This window comes from Actinomadura terrae (assembly GCF_022751215.1).
Classification (GTDB): Bacteria; Actinomycetota; Actinomycetes; order Streptosporangiales; family Streptosporangiaceae; genus Spirillospora; species Spirillospora terrae.
The window spans coordinates 1,857,671-1,876,018 of sequence record NZ_JAICDG010000001.1 but is presented as its reverse complement, the minus strand read 5'-3'; the positions used below and the strand labels follow the sequence as shown (position 1 = coordinate 1,876,018).

Annotated in this window: 15 protein-coding genes; 8 read left to right on the top strand and 7 right to left on the bottom strand. The window is 72.7% G+C overall.

The genetic code is table 11. From position 1 onward, the window contains the following. Window positions 1-37: 37 nt before the first annotated feature. Window positions 38-943 carry a LysR family transcriptional regulator gene (locus K2F47_RS08390; protein ID WP_242902184.1) on the top strand — a complete coding sequence of 302 codons (906 nt, stop codon included), beginning with the start codon at window positions 38-40 and terminating at the stop codon, window positions 941-943. On the opposite strand, the gene K2F47_RS08385 is transcribed toward K2F47_RS08390, so the two are convergent. After that, on the bottom strand, window positions 837-1,763 hold the full coding sequence (locus K2F47_RS08385) for an EamA family transporter (protein WP_242902183.1): 927 nt from the start codon (window positions 1,761-1,763) through the stop codon (window positions 837-839). The two genes, K2F47_RS08390 and K2F47_RS08385, sit on opposite strands and share 107 nt — an antisense overlap. Before the next feature lie 68 nt (window positions 1,764-1,831). On the opposite strand from K2F47_RS08385, the gene K2F47_RS08380 reads away from it, so the two are divergent. Together K2F47_RS08380 and qcrB are read left to right on the top strand one after the other, a co-directional pair. Then, on the top strand, window positions 1,832-2,686 hold the full coding sequence (locus tag K2F47_RS08380) for a LysR family transcriptional regulator (protein WP_242902182.1): 855 nt from the start codon (window positions 1,832-1,834) through the stop codon (window positions 2,684-2,686). 75 nt (window positions 2,687-2,761) lie between these two features. Continuing rightward, entirely contained in the window at window positions 2,762-4,447 is a 1,686-nt protein-coding gene (gene qcrB / locus K2F47_RS08375) for a cytochrome bc1 complex cytochrome b subunit (protein WP_242902181.1), read from the top strand. Here the strand turns inward: qcrB and ctaD are convergent. From ctaD to K2F47_RS08360, 3 genes are all read right to left on the bottom strand, one after another. Further along, the gene (gene ctaD, locus K2F47_RS08370) at window positions 4,353-6,134 is read right to left on the bottom strand and encodes an aa3-type cytochrome oxidase subunit I (RefSeq protein ID WP_242902180.1); all 1,782 of its coding nucleotides are present in this window, start codon (window positions 6,132-6,134) and stop codon (window positions 4,353-4,355) included. The genes qcrB and ctaD overlap by 95 nt on opposite strands. A 95-nt stretch (window positions 6,135-6,229) precedes the next feature. Continuing rightward, on the bottom strand, window positions 6,230-7,729 hold the full coding sequence (locus K2F47_RS08365; RefSeq protein ID WP_242902179.1) for an MFS transporter: 1,500 nt from the start codon (window positions 7,727-7,729) through the stop codon (window positions 6,230-6,232). Between the two features lie 179 nt (window positions 7,730-7,908). Beyond that, window positions 7,909-10,005, bottom strand: a complete 2,097-nt coding sequence (locus K2F47_RS08360) for a catalase (RefSeq protein WP_242902178.1) — start codon at window positions 10,003-10,005, stop codon at window positions 7,909-7,911. Between the two features lie 268 nt (window positions 10,006-10,273). Here K2F47_RS08360 and K2F47_RS08355 point away from each other — a divergent pair, with 268 nt between their 5' ends. The 4 genes from K2F47_RS08355 to K2F47_RS08340 all read left to right on the top strand — a co-directional run bounded on the left by K2F47_RS08355 (window position 10,274) and on the right by K2F47_RS08340 (window position 13,486). Continuing rightward, entirely contained in the window at window positions 10,274-10,633 is a 360-nt protein-coding gene (locus K2F47_RS08355; protein ID WP_242902177.1) for a histone-like nucleoid-structuring protein Lsr2, read from the top strand. Window positions 10,634-10,651: 18 nt separating this feature from the next. Further along, a complete protein-coding gene (locus K2F47_RS08350; RefSeq protein ID WP_242902176.1) occupies window positions 10,652-10,978 on the top strand; it encodes a histone-like nucleoid-structuring protein Lsr2 in 327 nt (108 codons plus the stop codon). A 243-nt stretch (window positions 10,979-11,221) separates the two neighbouring features. Beyond that, window positions 11,222-13,099, top strand: a complete 1,878-nt coding sequence (locus K2F47_RS08345) for a CASTOR/POLLUX-related putative ion channel (RefSeq protein ID WP_308198382.1) — start codon at window positions 11,222-11,224, stop codon at window positions 13,097-13,099. Between the two features lie 108 nt (window positions 13,100-13,207). Then, on the top strand, window positions 13,208-13,486 hold the full coding sequence (locus tag K2F47_RS08340) for a hypothetical protein (protein WP_242902175.1): 279 nt from the start codon (window positions 13,208-13,210) through the stop codon (window positions 13,484-13,486). Here the strand turns inward: K2F47_RS08340 and K2F47_RS08335 are convergent. Beyond that, entirely contained in the window at window positions 13,483-14,703 is a 1,221-nt protein-coding gene (locus tag K2F47_RS08335; RefSeq protein WP_242902174.1) for a hypothetical protein, read from the bottom strand. The two genes, K2F47_RS08340 and K2F47_RS08335, sit on opposite strands and share 4 nt — an antisense overlap. 198 nt (window positions 14,704-14,901) lie before the next feature. Between K2F47_RS08335 and K2F47_RS08330 the strand changes: the two genes are divergently transcribed. Continuing rightward, window positions 14,902-15,744 (top strand): EamA family transporter, encoded by an 843-nt coding sequence (locus K2F47_RS08330; protein ID WP_242902173.1) that lies wholly within the window; start codon window positions 14,902-14,904, stop codon window positions 15,742-15,744. Here the strand turns inward: K2F47_RS08330 and K2F47_RS08325 are convergent. Next, complete coding sequence (locus K2F47_RS08325) at window positions 15,741-17,294, bottom strand: FAD-dependent monooxygenase (RefSeq protein WP_242902172.1); 1,554 nt, start codon at window positions 17,292-17,294, stop codon at window positions 15,741-15,743. The two genes, K2F47_RS08330 and K2F47_RS08325, sit on opposite strands and share 4 nt — an antisense overlap. Next, window positions 17,294-18,253 carry an MBL fold metallo-hydrolase gene (locus K2F47_RS08320; RefSeq protein WP_242902171.1) on the bottom strand — a complete coding sequence of 320 codons (960 nt, stop codon included), beginning with the start codon at window positions 18,251-18,253 and terminating at the stop codon, window positions 17,294-17,296. The genes K2F47_RS08325 and K2F47_RS08320 overlap by 1 nt, the downstream gene beginning before the upstream one ends. Between the last annotated feature and the right edge of the window lie 95 nt (window positions 18,254-18,348).

Here is an 18,348-nt window from a genome sequence, read left to right as displayed (position 1 = left end):
CGGAATATCCGAACGCTTCGCGGGGGTTGCGCCCGGCATGGAGTTGCGCCAGCTACGCACGTTCGAGGCGGTCGTCGCGCATCGGACGGTCACCGACGCCGCCAACGCGCTCGGCCTCGCGCCGTCGTCGGTGTCTGAGCAGATCAGAGCGCTGGAGCGGTCCCTGGAGGTGCCGCTGTTCGAGCGCGGCCCGAAGGGCATGCGGCTGACGCCCGCGGGCGAGCGACTGCGCGCGTGGGCGGGGCGGCTGCTGCGGCAGGCGGAGGAGGCGCGTCTTGACGTCGCCGGGACGCGCCCGCCGCTGCGGCTCGGCGCGCTGGAGACGATCGCCGCGACACACGTCCCGGGCGTGCTGGCGCGGCTGGCCGAGCGGCGGCCCGGCCTGCGGGTGGAGGTGCGCGCGGACGCCGCCCGCGACCAGCTGCTGAGCGCCGTCGCCGCCGGTGACCTGGAGGCGGCGCTGCTGCTGGACTCCGGCCCGGGCCTCGGCGGCCTCGGGTTCGCGCCGCCGCCCGCGCCGCTGGAGTTCCTCGACCTGGAGCCCGTCCCGCTCGCGCTCGTCGCCGCGCCCGGCCACCGGCTCGCGGACGCGGCGCGCGTCGTCCGCGCGGACCTGCGCGGCGAGCGGCTCCTGGTCAACGTGCCCGCGTGCTCGTTCTGGCTGGCCGGTGAGCGGCTGCTCGGCGACGACGTCGAGCGGGTGCGGGCGGGGAGCGTGACCGTGATGAGCTCCTGGGCCGAGCGGGGGCTCGGCGTCGCGCTCGTCCCGGAGTTCGCCGTCCGGGACCGGATCTTCGCCGGGGCCCTCGCCAGGCTCGCGCTGGAGGCGCCCGACCTCAGCCTCCGCCTGGTGTGGCGCGCCGACCGGGAGTCGCGGCCCGACCTGCGCGAGATGCTCTACGCGGCGGGCTCCCCTGCTCAGCGGGCCGGGTCACCAGCGTGACGGCGTTCGCGGTGACGATCGCGAGGATGCCGAGCCACTGCGTCCAGCCGAGGGTCTCGCCGAGGACGAGCAGGCCCGCCGCTGCCGCCAGTACCGGGTTGACGCTCATGAAGACCCCGAAGAGCCGGGCCGGGACGCGGCGCAGCGCGAGCAGGTCGGCGAGGAAGGGCACCGCCGACGACAGCACGCCCGCCGTGCCCGCGCAGGCCAGCGCCCGCGCCGTCGGCGGGTGGTGGACGAGCGCCACGACCCCGATCGGGACGAACAGCAGCCCCGACAGCCCGGCCGCCGCCGCCGAGCCCTCGGCGCCCGGCAGCGAGCGCCCGATGGACCGGTTGAGCAGGATGTAGGAGGCCCAGCAGCATGCCGCGAGGAGCGCGAGCCCGAGGCCGAGGAAGTCGGACGTGGGCTGCGGGCGCGTCAGCGTGACCACCCCGCCCGCCGCCGCGAGCGCGCAGCCGAGGTCGACGCGGCGCCGCGTCCCGGCGAGCGCGACCGCGAGCGGGCCGAGGAACTCCAGCGTGACGGCGAGGCCGAGCCCGACGCGGTCGACGGCGGTGTAGAGGGACAGGTTCATCGTCGCGAACACCGCCGCGAGCGCCAGGACGGGCCACCACCGCCCGCCGGTGAACGTCCGGAGGCGCGGCCGTCCCACGGAGAGCAGCACGGCGGCGGCGACCCACTGGCGGACCGCGACCACCCCGGCGGGCCCGATCACCGGGAACGCCAGGGCGCCGACCGCCGCCCCGGTCTGGTTGGACGCGCCGCTCGCGAGCATCGTCGCCACCCCGGCCCAGCGGGCGGGCATGCCGTTCGTCATGTCCCGAGCATGCGTCCACCCGCCGTATGCACAAAATGCATACATATCGCGATCTATACGCTGGACGTATGGAACTGGAACTGCGGCAGCTCCGGGTGCTCGTCGCGATCGCCGACGCGGGGTCGTTCACCGACGCCGCGATCGAGCTGGGCGTCTCCCAGGCGGCGGTGTCGCGGACCCTCGCCGCGCTGGAGCGGGCGCTGGACGCGCGGCTGCTGCGCCGCACCAGCCGCCGGGTGACGCCGACCGCCACCGGCACGCGGGTGCTCGCGCGGGCGCGGCGGCTGCTCGCCGACGCCGACGACCTCGTCCGGGAGGCGACGACCGGGCACACCCGCCTGCGGGTCGGGTACGCGTGGGCCGCGCTGGGACGGCACACCGTGCCCTTCCAGCGGGAGTGGCCGCGCCGGTGGCCGCACATCGACCTCCAGCTCGTCCGGACGAACTCGGCCACCGGCGGGCTCGCGGAGGGCGCGTGCGACGTCGCCGTCGTCCGGACCGCGCCCGACCCGCGCCGGTTCGAGGACGTCGTCGTCGGGCTGGAGCGGCGGTACTGCGCGATGGCCTCCGACGACCCGTGGGCGCGCCGCAGGTCCGTGCGGCTGGCCGACATCGCCGGGCGGACGCTGCTCATCGACCCGAGGACGGGCACGACCACGCTCGACCTGTGGCCGCCCGAGGCCAGGCCCGCCACCGAGCAGACGACCGACATCGACGACTGGCTCACCGCCGTCGCGTCCGGCCGCTGCGTCGGCGTCACCGCGCGCAGCACCGTCGAGCAGTACCGGCGGCCCGGCGTCGTCTACCGGCCGGTACGGGACGCCGCGCCCATCGCGGTCCGGCTCGCGTGGTGGCGCGACGACCCGCATCCCGCCGTCCCGCACGCCGTCGAACTCGTCACCGACCTGTACCGGACCGCCTGACCCGCGGCCGCTGTTTGCCCTCCCCCGCCCCGGGTACCGCACGCTCGAAAACGGGGCTTGGCCAGGGAGAACGTGATGGCGGGACGGAACGGCGGGTCGACCGCCCGGAGGCTGACCGGGGACCTCGCGCGCTGGACCGACGACCGCCTCGGCGGCGCGGAGTTCCTGCGCAAGAACCTCCGCAAGGCGTTCCCCGGGCACTGGGCGTTCCTGCTCGGCGAGATCGCGCTGTACTCGTTCATCGTCCTGCTGGTCACCGGCGTCTACCTGACACTGTTCTTCAAGCCGGTGTCCTCCGAGGTGGTCTACGACGGCTCGTACGCGCCGCTGCGCGGGGTGCGGATGAGCGAGGCGTACGCCTCCACGTTGCACATCTCGTTCGACATCCGGGGCGGGCTGCTGATCCGGCAGATCCACCACTGGGCCGCGAACGTCTTCCTCGCCGCGATCAGCGCGCACCTGCTGCGGATCTTCTTCACCGGCGCGTTCCGCAAGCCGCGCGAGATCAACTGGCTGATCGGCGTCACGCTGTTCACGCTCGCGCTGGCCGAGGGCTTCGCGGGCTACTCGCTGCCCGACGACCTGCTGTCGGGCACCGGCCTGCGGATCGCGCAGGGCATCATGCTCTCGATCCCCGTCGTCGGCACCTATGTCAGCCTGTGGGTGTTCGGCGGCGAGTTCCCCGGCCAGGACTTCATCCCGCGGCTGTTCACCGTCCATATCCTGCTGATCCCGGGGATACTGCTCGGCCTGATCACCGCGCACCTGATGATCCTCTGGCACCAGACCCACACCCAGTTCCCGGCCAGGGGCCGCCGCGAGCGGACCGTCTCGGGGCATCCGACGTGGCCGCACTTCGCCGTGCAGAGCACCGCCTACTTCTTGTTCACCTTCGGCGTCCTCGCGCTCATGGCGACGGTCCTCCAGGTCAACCCCGTCTGGCTGTACGGGCCCTACGACCCGGCGCAGGTCTCGACCGGCTCGCAGCCCGACTGGTACGTCGGGTTCCTGGAGGGCGCGCTGCGGCTCATGCCGCCGCTGTCGACGACGGTCGCCGGGCACACCGTGTCCTGGAACGTGCTGCTCCCGACCATCGTCCTGCCGGGGGTCTTCTTCACCTGCATCGCGTTGTATCCGTTCCTCGAACGCTGGGCCACCGGGGACGGCCGGATCCACCACCTGCTCGACCGTCCGCGCAACGCGGCCACCCGCACCGCGATCGGCGCGGCGGTCATCGCCTGGTACGGGAACCTGTGGGCGGCGGGCGGCAACGACGTCCTGGCCTACAAGTTCGGGCTCCCGCTGTACGCGACGACGTGGTTCTTCCGCGTCGGGTTCTTCGCGTTCCCGCTGCTCGCCTTCGCGATCACCCGCCGCGCCTGCCTCAGCCTCCAGCGCCGGGACCTGCGCGTCCGGGACGAGGGCGTGGAGAGCGGGCTGATCTCGCTGACCCCGGACGGCGGGTTCACCGAGCGGCACGAGCAGCCCTCGGACGACCGGGAGGCCGTCCTGCTGGCGCGGCGGCCCGAGGAGCTCGTCGCGCCCTACCCGCGGCACATCATCCCGTTGCCGACCCCGTCGCGGGCGCGCGTGCAGATCCACACCCGGCTCAACCGGTTCTACTTCAACTACCAGAGCGAGTCCTACGGCGGCGGGCAGGGCGACCTCAGCGGCGACGGCTCCCCCGCCGAACGGGACGGCGAGCGGGACTCCGAGCGGGACGGTGGGTCCAAGCAGAAGAAGCGGGCGAAGCGGCGGTAGCGCGCGCGTCCTCGACCGGGGGCAGCGCGGGCTCGGCCTCCTGGGGCAGCCGCTTCGGCGGGTAGTGCAGGTCGAACGCGGGCCGCATCGACCTGATCCGCGGCATCGCGTCGAAGTTGTGGCGGGGCGGCGGGCACGAGGTCGCCCATTCCAGCGACCCGCCGTACCCCCACGGGTCGTCGACGCCGACGTACTCGCCGTGCCGGTGCGTCCGCCAGATGTTCCACAGGAACGCGAACGTGGACGCGCCGAGCACGAACGACCCGATCGACGAGACCAGGTTCAGCGTACTGAAGCCGTCGGCGTAGTCGGCGACACGCCGCGGCATGCCCTGCGCGCCCAGCCAGTGCTGGACGAGGAACGTCGTGTGGAACCCGACGAGCAGCGTCCAGAAGTGGATCTTCCCCCAGGTCTCGTCGAGCCGCTTGCCGGTCATCTTCGGCCACCAGAAGTAGAAGCCGCCGAACATCGCGAACACGACGGTGCCGAACAGGACGTAGTGGAAGTGGCCGACGACGAAGTAGGAGTCGGTGAGGTGGAAGTCCATCGGCGGGGACGCGAGGATCACCCCGGTCAGCCCGCCGAACAGGAACGTCACGAGGAAACCGAGCGCCCACAGCATCGGCGTCTCGAACGTCAGCTCCCCCTTCCAGATCGTCCCGACCCAGTTGAAGAACTTGATCCCGGTCGGCACGGCGATCATGAAGGACATGAAGGAGAAGAACGGGAGCAGCACCTGGCCGGTCGCGAACATGTGGTGCGCCCACACGGTCATCGACAGCCCCGTGATCGCGATGGTCGCCGCGACGAGCGCGAGGTAGCCGAAGATCGGCTTGCGCGAGAACACCGGCAGGATCTCGGTGACGATCCCGAAGAACGGCAGCGCCACGATGTAGACCTCGGGATGGCCGAAGAACCAGAACAGGTGCTGCCACAGCAGCGCTCCCCCGTGCTGGGAGTCGTAGACGTGCGCGCCGAGCCTGCGGTCGGCCTCCAGCGCCAGCAGCGCGGCGGCGAGCACCGGGAACGCGACGAGCACCATGACGCTGGTCAGCAGCACGTTCCAGGTGAAGATCGGCAATCGGAACATCACCATGCCGGGGGCCCGCATGGCGATGATCGTGGCGATCATGTTGACCGACGTGAAGATCGTCCCGAACCCGGACAGCACCAGCCCCATCACCCACAGGTCGCCGCCGTGGCCGGGCGAGTAGGTGTCCGAGGTCAGCGGCGAGTAGGCGAACCAGCCGAACGCCGCCGCGCCGCCCGGCACCACGAAGCCGAACAGCACCATCAGCGCGCCGAACGCGAACAGGTAGTAGCTGAGGGTGTTCAGCCGGGGGAAGGCGACGTCGGGCGCGCCGATCTGGAGCGGGACGATCACGTTCGCGAACCCGGCGAACAGCGGCGTCGCGAACAGCAGCAGCATGATCGTGCCGTGGATCGTGAACAGCTCGTTGTAGGTCTGGTCGCCCACCAGTTGCAGGCCCGGCCTGGCCAGCTCGGCGCGCATGACCATGGCCATCAGCCCGGCGATCAGGAACAGCGTGAACGAGGTGGCGAGGTAGAGGTAGCCGACGACCTTGTGGTCGGTCGTGGCGAGCACGTCGGAGAAGCGCGTGCCCTTGCGGTGCCGCTCCAGCGCCTCGGCGACGCTGGTATCCCGTCCGTCCTGAACGACCGGCATCCGGCCTCCCCTCCCCCGCCCGTCCGCCTCTGACTGGTGGCTAACCGGAAGGCCCCTGTTCAAACGCTTCGGGACGGGCGGGCGTGGCCGGTCGGCTACCCGCCGGAGCCGAGCGCGGCGGCGCGCCGGGCGGACGGCAGGAAAGCCGCCAGCAGGACGCCGAGGGCGACGGTCCCGGTCGCGATGAGGAACGAGATCCGGAAACCGGTCATGTTCGGGACGTCCGTCCCCCCGAACGAGACGGTGTTGCGGGCGAGCACGGTGCCGAGCACGGCGCTGGACACCGACGTGCCGATCGAGCGCATCAGCGTGTTGAGGCCGTTGGCGGCGCCGGTCTCCGAGACGTCCACCGCCCCCATGATCAGCGTGGGCAGCGCCGAGTAGGCGAGCCCGATCCCCGCGCCGACCATCGTCGTGATCAGCGCGACCTGCCAGACGGCGTTCATCAGCCCCTGCGCCGCGACATAGGCGCCGCCGATCACCGCCATCCCGAGGATCAGCGAGGTCTTCGGGCCGCGCGCGGCCGAGATCCGCGCCGACAGCGGGGAGACGAGCATCATCGACACCCCCATCGGCGCCACCGCGAGCCCGGCGACCAGCAGCGACTGCCCGAGCCCGTACCCGGTGGCGGTCGGCAGCTCCAGCAGCTGCGGCAGGACGAGCGACATCGCGTAGAACGACACGCCGACGGTGATCGCGGTCAGGTGGGTGAGGAGCACCTGGCGGCGGACGGTCGTGCGCAGGTCCACCAGCGGGTCGCGGACCCGCAGCTCCAGCACGCCCCACAGCACCAGGATCGCCAGCCCGGCGGCGACGAGGCCGAGCGTGAGCGGGCTCGTCCAGCCCCAGTCGCCGCCCTTGGTGATCGGCAGTAGCAGCGCCAGCAGCCCCGCGGACAGGCCGACCGTCCCCGCGTGGTCGAAGCGCCCCTCCGCGCGGACGGTCGACTCGGGCACCGCGACCAGCACGAGGACGAACGACACCGCGCCGAGCGCGGCGGCGCCGTAGAAGAGCATGTGCCAGGAGTAGTGCTGGGCGACGTAGGCGGCGAGCGGCAGGCCGAGCGCGCCGCCGACGCCGATCGAGGAGCTCATCAGCGCGAGCGCGGAGCCGAGCCGCTCGCGGGGCAGCACGTCGCGCATGAGGCTGATGCCGAGCGGGATCGCGCCCATCGCGAAGCCCTGGATCGCGCGTCCGGTGACGACCAGCGCCAGGTTCGAGCCGACGGCGGCGACCAGCGACCCGGCGACGACCGCGGCGACGCTGACGAGGATCAGCCGCCGCTTGCCGTACAGGTCGCCGAGCCGTCCCATGATCGGGGTCGCGACCGCGCCCGACAGCAGGGTCGCGGTCATGGCCCAGGTCGCGTTCGACAGGGAGGTGTGCAGCAGCTCGGGGAGCTGCCCGATCACGGGGATCAGCAGCGTCTGCATGAGCGCGACGACGATGCCGGTGAACGCCAGCACCGCGATCAGCCCGCGGCCCCCGTCGTCCCGCCCCGGGTCCGGTACGCCGAGTGCCGGCGCGGGAGTCGCCGGCGAGGTCGTCGTAGGCGGGGCCGTCGCCGGCCGGGATTCGGCGGGCTGGGCTGTCATGCGGTGGTCCTCCGGGGTTTCGGGAGCGCCCGGCGTGATCACACAGGGCCACCTGAGTTCAAGGTCATTCGGGCCCGTTCCATTCCCGGTCGGACGGCGCCCGAGGGGTGGGGAGACCGAGATCACGACGGCGGCGCACCACCCGGCCGGTCGGCCGGACGGTGCGCCGCGCGGCGTCCTCAGGCGGGGACGTGGTCCTTCTTGCGGGTCCAGTGCCGGTGCACGGCGATCGCCTTGATCAGCTGCGAGGTGAACCCGGAGGTGTCGCCCTCGGTGGTGACCACCCCCGCGTCCGACACCGTGTCGCCGTCGGCGAACCGGACGCCGGTGATCCCGGCGCGCTCCAGCAGGCCGATACCCGCGCCGATCGCGCCGATCGCCTTGCAGTGCACGAACGCCTCCGCGACGAAGTGCACGGCGTCGCCGTCCTGCGCGAGCGCCCGGACGCCCGTCTCCCCGCCGGGCACGAGGACCGCGTCGTACAGGACGGACGCGACCGTCGGCATCGCGCGCGTCACCTCGACCTGCGCGCCGTTGGCCGCCTGCACGAAGCCGTCCTCGGCGGCGAGGATCTCGCACACCGCGCCCGCGTCGGTCAGCGCCTCGCCGACGCCGGCGATCGCGGCCGAGTCGACCCCGTCGGCGGCGAGGATCGCGATCTTGCGGCCCCGCACGGGCCACTCGCCGGTCCCGTCCTGGCTAAGCGCGGGCGAGGTGCGGGCGTGCCCCTCGGCCACGCCGGCCACCGGCGGCTCGACGCCGACGCCCTTCGCGACCTTGACGGCGAGCTCGTGGTCGACGTGGTTGAGCTGCGCGACCACGCCCTCGCGCACCTGCTTGTGCTCGCACTTGCCGAGCTCGAACCGGAACGCCCCGACGATGTGCTCGCGCTCCCAGCCGGACATGCTGTTCCAGAACAGCCGCGCCTGCGAGTAGTGGTCGGCGAAGCTCGCGCTCCGCTTGCGGATCTTGTTGCCGTCCACGCGCTCCTGGAAGTGCGTGTAGGAGCCCTCGCCGCCGACGACCGGGCACCCGCCCGACAGCGTGTTCTTGTGGTAGCTCGCCTGCCCCTGCTGAAGGGTCATCTGGTGGTAGCCGTCGCGATGGTGGTTGCGCACCTTCGCGACAGGCTGGTTGACGGGGATCTGCGTGAAGTTGGGCCCGCCGAGCCGGATCAACTGGGTGTCGAGGTAGGAGAACAGCCGGGCCTGGAGCAGCGGGTCGTTGGTGAAGTCGATGCCCGGCACGACGTTGGCGATGTGGAAGGCGACCTGCTCGGTCTCGGCGAAGAAGTTGTCGGGGTTGCGGTCCAGCACCAGCCGCCCGACCGGCCGCACCGGCACCTCCTCCTCCGGAATGATCTTCGTGGCGTCGAGCAGGTCGAAGTCGAACCGGTGCTCGTCCTCGGCCGGGACGAGCTGCACGCCGAACTCGTATTCGGGGTAATCGCCCGCCTCGATCCGGTCCCACAGGTCGCGGCGGTTGAAGTCGGGGTCCTTCCCGGCGACCTTCTGCGTCTCGTCCCAGGCCAGCGAGTGCGTGCCGAGCACCGGCTTCCAGTGGAACTTCACGAACGTGGCCTGCCCCTGCGCGTTGACCAGCCGGAACGTGTGCACGCCGAAGCCCTGCATCATCGCGTAGCTGCGCGGCAGCGCGCGGTCCGACATGAGCCACATCATCATGTGCATGGTCTCGGGCTGGAGCTGCACGAAGTCCCAGAGCGTGTCGTGCGCCGAGGACGCCTGCGGGATCTCGTTCGGCGGCTCCGGCTTCACCGCGTGGACGAAGTCGGGGAACTTGATGCCGTCCTGGATGAAGAACACCGGCATGTTGTTGCCGACGAGGTCGAAGTTGCCCTGCCGGGTGTAGAACTTCGTCGCGAAGCCGCGGACGTCGCGGACGGTGTCGGCCGAGCCGCGCGACCCGGCGACGGTGGAGAAGCGCACGAACACCGGCGTCGTCAGCGACGTGTCGGTCAGGAACTCGGCGGTCGTGTACTCGGCGAGCGACTCGTGCAGCCGGAAGTGCCCGTAGGCCCCGGCCCCGCGCGCGTGGACGACGCGCTCGGGAATCCGCTCGTGGTCGAAATGGGTGATCTTCTCGCGCAGATGGAAATCGTCCATCAGCGACGGGCCGCGCTCGCCCGCGGCGAGCGAGTTGTCGGTGTCGTCGACCCTGATGCCCTGGTCGGTGGTGAGCCGGGTGTCCTTCGGGGCCACCCGCCACCGCTCCAGTTGCTCCTGCTTCGGGTCGTCGTGGCCGGCGGAGTCCGCCATGTCCAGCTCCCTTGGTAACGTTTCGGCTTCGCGACTCGGCTACCCAGCGATCTCCGCGGTATGCGCGGTTTGACCGGACCTTGGGCGCGCGCAGACACGGTCCGGGACGCGCGGACGCCGCGTCCCGGGGGCATGGCGCCAGGTGGCGCGGGCGGTGCCTTTTCGGTGTCGTCTCCGTGTCGCCGGGGTCCATGCCGTCCTGCCCGCACCCGAAATCCGCTACGGTCAAGGTCGCCGCGTAGGCAAGGGGAAGGAAGACAGGGCACACATGGCCGAGAAGGTCATTCGCGTGGACGACATCGACGGATCCGAAGGGGACGATGTCGCAAAGCGAGACTTCGAACTCTTGGGTCGGACGTTCACGATCGACTTGAGCGATGACAACGACAAGCGCCTGCACGAGATGCTGGACGCCCTCGCGCCCTTCATCGACAACGCCGTGGAGGTGAAGCCCGCCGGTAAGGGCCGCAAGTCCACCCGCGCCGCGAAGATCAAGGGCTACACGAACGCCGATGTCCGCGCCTGGGCATTGCGGGAGGACATCGAAGTGTCCGAACGTGGCAAGATATCCGATGAGGTCTATGCTGCATTCATCGAGACCCATCCGGACGCGAAGCCGGACGCATAGCTAGTAGGGAGTCCCCGCATGGCACAGAAGGTCGAAGTCCTTCTCGTGGACGACATCGACGGTGGCGAGGCCGACGAGACCGTCAGCTTTTCGCTCGATGGCACCACTTACGAGATCGACCTGAGCAAGAAGAACGCCGCCAAGCTGCGCGACGGCCTCGGGCCGTTCGTCGCCGGCGCGCGCAAGGCGCGCAAGAGCACGGGCCGGGCGGGCCGCGCCCGCACGACCAACAGCCGCGAGCGGTCCGCCGAGATTCGCGAGTGGGCCAAGAGCAGCGGCATCAAGGTCAATGAGCGGGGCCGCATCCCCGCCAATGTGATCGAGAAGTACGAGGCGGCGCACTAGCACCGGCTCGCACGGCCGGCGGCGTTCCGGCGACGGCGCCGGGGGTCGGGGTGGAATCTCACCCCGACCCCCTTGCGTATGTTCGCCCGGATCTGCGGCCGGATGTTCGCCCCGGCCAATCGGTCCGGCCAATCGGACCCCCGAATCGGACCGCCGAATCGGGGCGGCCGAATTTCGCATGGCGGAGATCAACCGTATAGCCCGCCCTTAGCGGGCGAAATTGGGCGAAGGGGGCAGGGACGGTTGGCGGGCGCGACACGGCGGGACAGGCTCCGCTACTGGTTCGACACGACGATGTCGAAGGGGACCCCCGCGCTCATCGGCTGGCTCGCCCTCGCCTCCGGCGCGCTCGTCCTCGTCGTCGCCACCGCCGCCGTCCTGCTCGCGCCCGGCGACACCCGCCGGAACGGGCACTGGCCCGGAATGGTGTGGCGGAGCCTGCTGCGCACGCTCGACCCGGGCACGATGGGCGGCGACTCCGGCACCGTCCCGTTCCTCGCGCTGATGCTGCTGTCCACGATCGGCGGGATCTTCATCGTCAGCTCCCTGATCGGTGTGATCACCACCGGTCTGGAGGCGAAGATCGGTGAGCTGCGCAAGGGCCGGTCGCGGATCGTCGAGCACGACCACACCGTCCTGCTCGGCTGGTCGGAGCAGGTGTTCACGGTCGTCGCCGAACTGGTGGAGGCCAACCAGAGCGAGCGCCGCTCGTGCGTGGCGATCCTCGCCGACCGCGACAAGGTCGAGATGGAGGACGCGCTGCGCGCCCGCGTCGGCGAGTTCGGCCGCACCCGGATCGTGTGCCGGACGGGCAACCCGCTGAAGGTCGCCGACCTGGAGCTGGTCAGCCCGGGAACGGCACGCTCGATCATGGTGCTGTCGCCGGAGGTCCCCGACTCCGACACCCACGTCATCAAAGTGCTGCTCTCGCTCGGGGCCCGCGACTGGGACGTGCGGCGCCCGCACGTCGTCGCCGCCGTGCACGACTCGGCCAACCTGCCCGCCGCGCGGCTGGCGGGCGGCCCCGAGACGCGGGTGATCGACGCCGACGACATCGCGATCCGGCTGATCGTCCAGTCGCACCGGCAGTCGGGCCTCTCCCAGGTCTGCACCGACCTCCTCGACTTCGCCGGCCACGAGTTCTACATGCGCCGCGAGCCGGCGCTCGCGGGCATGACGTTCGGGGCCGCGCTCTCGGCCTACGACCTCGGCGTCCCGGCGGGGCTGCGGCGCGGCGACGGGACCGTGCTGCTCAACCCGCCGGGCGGCACGGTGATCCGCGCCGACGACGAGGTGATCGTGCTCGCCGAGGACGACCTGCTGATCCGGCTCGGCGGCGGCACCCCGCCGCCCTTCCGGGAGCAGGCGATCACCACCGCGACCCCGCGCGAGCCGGAGCCCGCCCGGACGCTGCTGCTCGGCTGGAACCACCGCGCCCCGAAGATCATCGACCTGCTGGACGACTTCGTCGCCGCCGGGTCGGAGCTGGTCGTGGCGGCGCCGCGGGACGACCCGACCGGCGCCCTGCCCGCCTTCGCCAACCTCAAGGTCGGCTTCAGCCGCGCCGAGCCGACCGACCGCCCGTCGCTGGAGGCGCTCGACGTCGGTACCTACCAGCACGTCATCGTGTTGTCGGACGAGGGCTTCGACCGCGAGCACGCCGACGCCCGCACGCTGGTCACGCTGCTGCACCTGCGCGACATGGAGGACGCGCTCGGCGACCCGTTCTCGATCGTCAGCGAGATCAACGACGACGCCAACCGGGAGGTCGCGCAGGTCACCAAGGCCGACGACTTCGTCGTCAGCGACAAGCTGATCAGTCTGATGCTCACCCAGCTCAGCGAGAACCGGCACCTGTACGACGTGTTCGCCGACCTGCTCGACCCCGCGGGCTCGGAGATCTACCTCAAGCCCGCCGGGGACTACCTGGTACCGGGCGCCGCCGCCGACTTCGCGACGCTGATCGAGTCGGCCCGGCGGCGCGGCGAGGTCGCGCTCGGCTACCGGCTGCACGCCCGCTTCCACGAGCCGCCCGGCTACGGCGTCGTCCTCAACCCGGACAAGACCGCCCCGCTGACGCTCGCCGCCGAGGACCGCGTCATCGTCGTCGCCGAAAACTGACCGCGCGCTTCCGAAAACCGGTCGCCGACATTGCGGCCCGACCATAAAAGGCCCAACGGATAAACAATGTGCGCCGCTCACGGTGGGCGCCCACAATGGACACGCGGGGTGATCATTGTGGACGAGCGGATGATGGTGCTGGGAGCACGCGTCGCCGAGATCGAGGCCCTCTACACGTGTGTCCTGGAGACCGGCGACCCGCGCGCGCGGCGGCGGCTCCTCGCCCAACTGGCGAGGGCGGGCACCCGCCTGTCCGCCGACGCCCGGACGAGCCCCTCGGGCCGGGGCGCGGGACCGCGCCCCCGGTTGCGGCGCCGCATCGTCCGCGCGCGGCGCACCGCCGACTGGATCATCTCCCGCGCCGACGGCCGGAGCCGCTCCCGCTAGCGCCCCTCCAGCACCGCGCCACCGCCCGAGGACGGTCCGTCCAGCGCCGCGCCGTCCGCTGCCGGGCCGTCCGCTGCCGGGCCGTCCGCTGCCGGGCCGTCCGCTGCCGGGCCGTCTGGCGCCGGACCACCCGGGAGCGGATCGGCCAGCGCTGTGCCGTCCGGCGCCAGAGCGCCCGGTGGCGGGCCGTCCGGTGCCGGGTCCTCCAGGGCCGGGTCGGGTGGGACGACGAGGTCCCGGCCGGCGCGCAGGGCGACGGTCACGCGCTCGCGCAGGGCGGTCTCGGCGCGGTGGGCGTCCTCGGCCATGCCGCGGATCTCGGCGCCCGCCATCGCGTCGCGCGCGGTGCCGGCGAGCAGGTCGCGGTAGCGGGCGTTCTGCTCGGGGAGCGCCTGGATCACGCGCGACTCGTGGTAGGCGTCGTCGGCCTCGCGGGCGCGGCGGGCGTAGCCCTCCAGCGCCTCGATCCGCAGCGTCACCGAGCGGACCGACAGCGCCAGCGCGCGGTCCTGCGGCTCCAGCAGGGCGCGGACGCTCGCCGACAGCCGCTCGGGCCGCATCGCGGCGCGCTCGCGGCGGAGCCGGGTGTGCTCGGCGAGGGCGCCCGCGATCGCCCACTCCTGCCGGGGCAGGACGACGCGGTTGTTGACGGCGTCCAGCAGCCCGGCGCCGTGGGCCTGCGAGCCGAGGACGTCGTCGACCGCGCGCTGGGCGCGCACCAGCAGCCGCGCGGCGGGCCGGTCGAAGTCGGCGGCCAGCAGGTAGCGGCCGTGGTGGTCGCGGGCGGCGCGGGCGGCGGCCGGTTCGCGGAGGTGCCGCAGCGCGCCGAGCACCCAGCCGGCGAAGCTCACCCCGGCGAGCGCGGCGGCGACCTCGGGCCACCCGAGCAGGATCAGCGCGATCTGGAGGGCGGGCGTGAGCATCATCGCGAGGACGGGCAGCCGCCCCCACCGCGCCGCGCCGCCGAGCAGTTCGTCGTGGTCGAGGGAGGCGAGGAAGAACAGCCGCAGCCAGCCGCCCGGTAGGACGCCGTAGAACAGCGCGAACGCCGGAATCCACACGAGCCTCGCGGCGGCTGTGGCGGGGCGGAGCCGGGGCCGTTGCGGCGCGGGGGCGCTCGCCGGGACGAGCCGCTCGGGCGCCTCGGAGAGCAGTGCGCGGTCGGCCTCCGCGATGTCGGGATCGATGACGGGACGGGGACGGCATTCGTCGTTCATCGGCACTCCCCACCGTGTTGGCAAAGCATTCGCCCGCGCGCCCTACCGTGCTACCACGGGTATCTACGCACCCTCCAGATTGTCACGAGATCTGGACATTGATCGGTCCCGTCCCGGTGATACCCGCATTCCCCCGGTCCATTTAGCCGGCGCCTAAATCGCTCCGTGGACGAGCCGTTCCGGGGTGGGGTTTACGGCATGACCGTCGCCCTCGCCGTGATCCTCGCCGGAGTCCTGCACGCCACCTGGAACGCCATCGCCAAGGGCGCGCCCGACCGCTGGGCCACGTTCGCCCTGATCGGGCTCGGCCAGGCCATCGCCGTCGCGCCGCTGCTGGCGCTCGGCCTCACCCCCGAACCGGAGGCGTGGCCGTGGCTCCTCGCGTCGGTCGCCATCCACGTCGTGTACATGGGGCTGCTGTTGAAGTCGTATGAGCTGGGCGATTTCGGGCAGGTGTACCCGCTGGCGCGGGGCAGCGCGCCGCTCGTCGTCGCGCTGGTGGCGGCGTTCGCGCTGGGTGAGCATCCGTCCCCCGCGCAGACCGCGGGGATCGTCGCGGTGTGCGCGGGGCTCGCGGTGCTGGCCTTCGCCGGACGCGCCGCCGAGACGCCGCACGATCCGCGCGCGGTGGCGGCGGCGCTGCTCACCGGCGTGGCGATCGCGTCCTACACGCTGGTGGACGGCACGGGCGTGCGCGCGGCGGGCGACGTGCTGTCCTACACGGCGTGGCTGTTCGGGCTGGAGGGGCCGGTGACGGTGGCGGCCGTCCTCGCCGTGCGCGGCACGAAGACGGTCACCCGGCTCGACCGGCGGCAGTGGCTGACCGGCCTGGCCGGTGCGCTGATCGCGGTCACCGCGTACGGGATCGTGCTGTGGGCGCAGACGCGGGGAACGCTGGCGTCGGTCGCGGCACTGCGCGAGACCGGGGTGGTCTCGGGGGCGGTCATCGGCGCGGTGTTCTTCTCCGAGCGGCTCGGCCCCCGGCGGATCGCGGCGGCGTGCGTCGTCGCGACGGGCGCCGTCCTGATCACCGTGCACTAGGGGGCGCCGAGGGCCCTGCGGAGCGCGGCGGCGACGGCGTCCCGCGCGGGGTGCGGCAGGGTCGCGGCGAGGTGCGCGTCGGGCCGGACGACCCAGACCTCGCCGGGACGCAGGCCGAGCGCGGCGGCGAGCCCGCCCGACGGGTCGAGGTCGGCGACGCGCAGCGTCCGCAGCGGGACGCCGGTGAGGCCGGTGGCGAGGTCGTCCTCGATGTCGGAGGCGAGGAGCAGGGTGAAGCCGTCCCGCAGCAGTTCGCGGAGGCGGCCGTGCGGCAGCGGGGCGTCCGGCACGATCACGCCGGGTGCGGGCGGGTGGACGGCGCCCTTGGGCGGGCGGCCGGTGGGCGGCCGCTTCGGGTCGGGGGTGGTCAGCGGGGAGGAGGTGTACCAGAACGGCTCGGCGAACCGTCCGGAGTCGACCGCCGCGACGGCGGCGGGGTCGGCGGCGGCGCGGGCCAGGGCGTCCTCGCGGGCGGCCCGCTCGGGCTCGGTCTGCGGGGCGAGGAAGCGCATGGTCGCCGTCGTCACGTCCAGGTTCTCCAGGGCGGCGGCGCGGCGTTCGGGGTCGTAGCTGTCGAGCAGGGCGGCCGGGGCCCAGCCGCGCAGGACGAACGCGACCTTCCAGGCGGCGTTCTCGGCGTCCGGGACGCCGGAGTTCAGGCCCCGGGCGCCGAACGGCGCGTACTGGTGGGCGCTGTCCCCGGCGAGCAGCACGCGCCCGGCGCGCATCCGGTCGGCGACGCGGGAGTGGAAGGTGTAGACCGACGCCCAGACCACCTCGTACGGGCGGGAGCCGATGATCTGCCGGATGCGGCGGTCGAGCGCGGCGCCGGTCTCGGCGGCGAGGGAGAAGTCGGGCGGCACCTGCCAGTCGATCCGGTAGCAGGAGTCCGGGCATGGGTGGATGAGGACCTGGCGGCCGGGGTTCCAGGGCGGGTCGAAGTAGAAGCGGCGCTCGCGTTCGCGGCCGGGCAGGTCGGTGCGGAGGTCGACGATGAGGAACCGGTCCTCGAAGCTCTCGCCGGGCAGGGCGATGCCGAGGGACTCGCGCAGTTCGGGCCGTCCGCCGGAGCAGCAGATCACATACGGGGCGCGGACGGACGAGCCGTCCGCGCACCGCACGGTGACGCCGTCGCCGTCCTGGTCGAGGGCCGTGACCTCGCTGCCCCACCGGATCTCCACCAGCGGTTCGGCGGCGGCGCGCTCGTCCAGGATCTGTTCGGTGCGGGCCTGGGAGATGTTCACGCAGGGCGGCAGCGTCCCGGGGTCGTCGAACGTCCACGAGAACAGCTCGCGGTCGCGGTGGTAGGTGCGCGCGGTCGTCCACGCGAGACCCTCGCGGGCGATGGCGCCGGCCCCGGCCGCCGCCCAGATGTCCAGGACGTCGCCCTGCTGGCAGATCGACCGCGACCCCGCCTCAACGCGGCGCGGCCGGCGCTCCAGGACGATCGAGGGCACGCCCCACCGGGCGAGCAGCAGCGCGGCGGTCAGCCCGACGGGACCCGCGCCGACGACGGCGACGGGCACACCGCCGGCCTCGGCGGCGCTCATCAGCCCTGGAGCTCCGCCCAGACCTGCCGGTCGCGCTCGGCGGTCCAGACGCGGGGGCGTTCGACGCCGTCCAGCTCGTCCCAGAGCCGGGAGACGTCGAACGGCAGGCAGTGCTCGAAGATCGGCCAGCCGCCGTAGTCGGGCGCGAGCGCGGCGTGGACGGCGGCGAAGGCGTCCTTCAGCGTGCCGCCCCCCTCGCGGACGCGGCCGGTCTCGCGGAGCATCGTCTCCAGGAACCCGCGCGTCTGGTCGATCGCCGCGCGGGCGGCGGCGCGGCCGTGCGCGACGGCGCCGCGCCCGCCGACGAGGGTCTCGGCGCCGAACGAGGCGACGTGGTCGAGGGTGCCCGCCGCCCACTCGCGGTGGAAGGCGTCGCCGGTGTAGAGCGCGGCCTGCGTCTCGACGAGGTCTCCCGCGAACAGGATCCTGTGCTTGGGCAGCCACGCGACGATGTCGCCCTCGGTGTGGCCGCGCCCGCAGTAGGCGAGGTCGAGGTCGCCCCGGTCGCCGCCGAGGTCGATGGTCAGCGTGTCGGAGAACGTGACGGTGGGCCAGGTGAGGCCGGGGATGCTCTCCGGCTCCCGGAACAGCCGGGGCATCCGGCCGAACTCCGACGCCCAGTCCTGCTCGCCGCGCTCGGCGATGAGCGCGCGGGTCCGGTCGTGCGCGACGATCACCGGCGCGTGGAAGGCGCTCGCGCCGAGCGTCCGGACGGCGTGGTAGTGCGACAGCACGAGGTAGCGGATCGGCTTGTCGGTGTGGGTGCGCAGCACGGCCAGCCAGTCGCGGGCCGCCGCCGGGGTGGCGAGGGCCTCGAAGCAGACGAGGAAGTCCTCGCCCTCGACGGCGCCGATGTTCGGGTCGCCCTCGGCCGTGAGCGCGTACACGCCGTCGGCCAGGACCTCCAGCGTCTGCGTCTTGTCGTCCAGGTCGGCGGACGACGCGAACGGTCTGGGCATGGCGCGGCCTTCCTCACGATCACCTTTCACGCGCAGGGTTACATTCCACACCGCCGCGGTGCATAACCATCCAGATCACGATCGGCCCGGCGGCC

Excerpts from the sequence above, each read along its gene's own strand:
- K2F47_RS08390 (WP_242902184.1), top strand. The coding sequence starts at position 38 with ATGGAGTTGCGCCAGCTACGCACGTTCGAGGCGGTCGTCGCGCATCGG.
- K2F47_RS08385 (WP_242902183.1), bottom strand. The coding sequence starts at position 1,763 with ATGACGAACGGCATGCCCGCCCGCTGGGCCGGGGTGGCGACGATGCTC.
- K2F47_RS08380 (WP_242902182.1), top strand. The coding sequence starts at position 1,832 with ATGGAACTGGAACTGCGGCAGCTCCGGGTGCTCGTCGCGATCGCCGAC.
- qcrB (WP_242902181.1), top strand. The coding sequence starts at position 2,762 with ATGGCGGGACGGAACGGCGGGTCGACCGCCCGGAGGCTGACCGGGGAC.
- ctaD (WP_242902180.1), bottom strand. The coding sequence starts at position 6,134 with ATGCCGGTCGTTCAGGACGGACGGGATACCAGCGTCGCCGAGGCGCTG.
- K2F47_RS08365 (WP_242902179.1), bottom strand. The coding sequence starts at position 7,729 with ATGACAGCCCAGCCCGCCGAATCCCGGCCGGCGACGGCCCCGCCTACG.
- K2F47_RS08360 (WP_242902178.1), bottom strand. The coding sequence starts at position 10,005 with ATGGCGGACTCCGCCGGCCACGACGACCCGAAGCAGGAGCAACTGGAG.
- K2F47_RS08355 (WP_242902177.1), top strand. The coding sequence starts at position 10,274 with ATGGCCGAGAAGGTCATTCGCGTGGACGACATCGACGGATCCGAAGGG.
- K2F47_RS08350 (WP_242902176.1), top strand. The coding sequence starts at position 10,652 with ATGGCACAGAAGGTCGAAGTCCTTCTCGTGGACGACATCGACGGTGGC.
- K2F47_RS08335 (WP_242902174.1), bottom strand. The coding sequence starts at position 14,703 with ATGAACGACGAATGCCGTCCCCGTCCCGTCATCGATCCCGACATCGCG.
- K2F47_RS08330 (WP_242902173.1), top strand. The coding sequence starts at position 14,902 with ATGACCGTCGCCCTCGCCGTGATCCTCGCCGGAGTCCTGCACGCCACC.
- K2F47_RS08325 (WP_242902172.1), bottom strand. The coding sequence starts at position 17,294 with ATGAGCGCCGCCGAGGCCGGCGGTGTGCCCGTCGCCGTCGTCGGCGCG.
- K2F47_RS08320 (WP_242902171.1), bottom strand. The coding sequence starts at position 18,253 with ATGCCCAGACCGTTCGCGTCGTCCGCCGACCTGGACGACAAGACGCAG.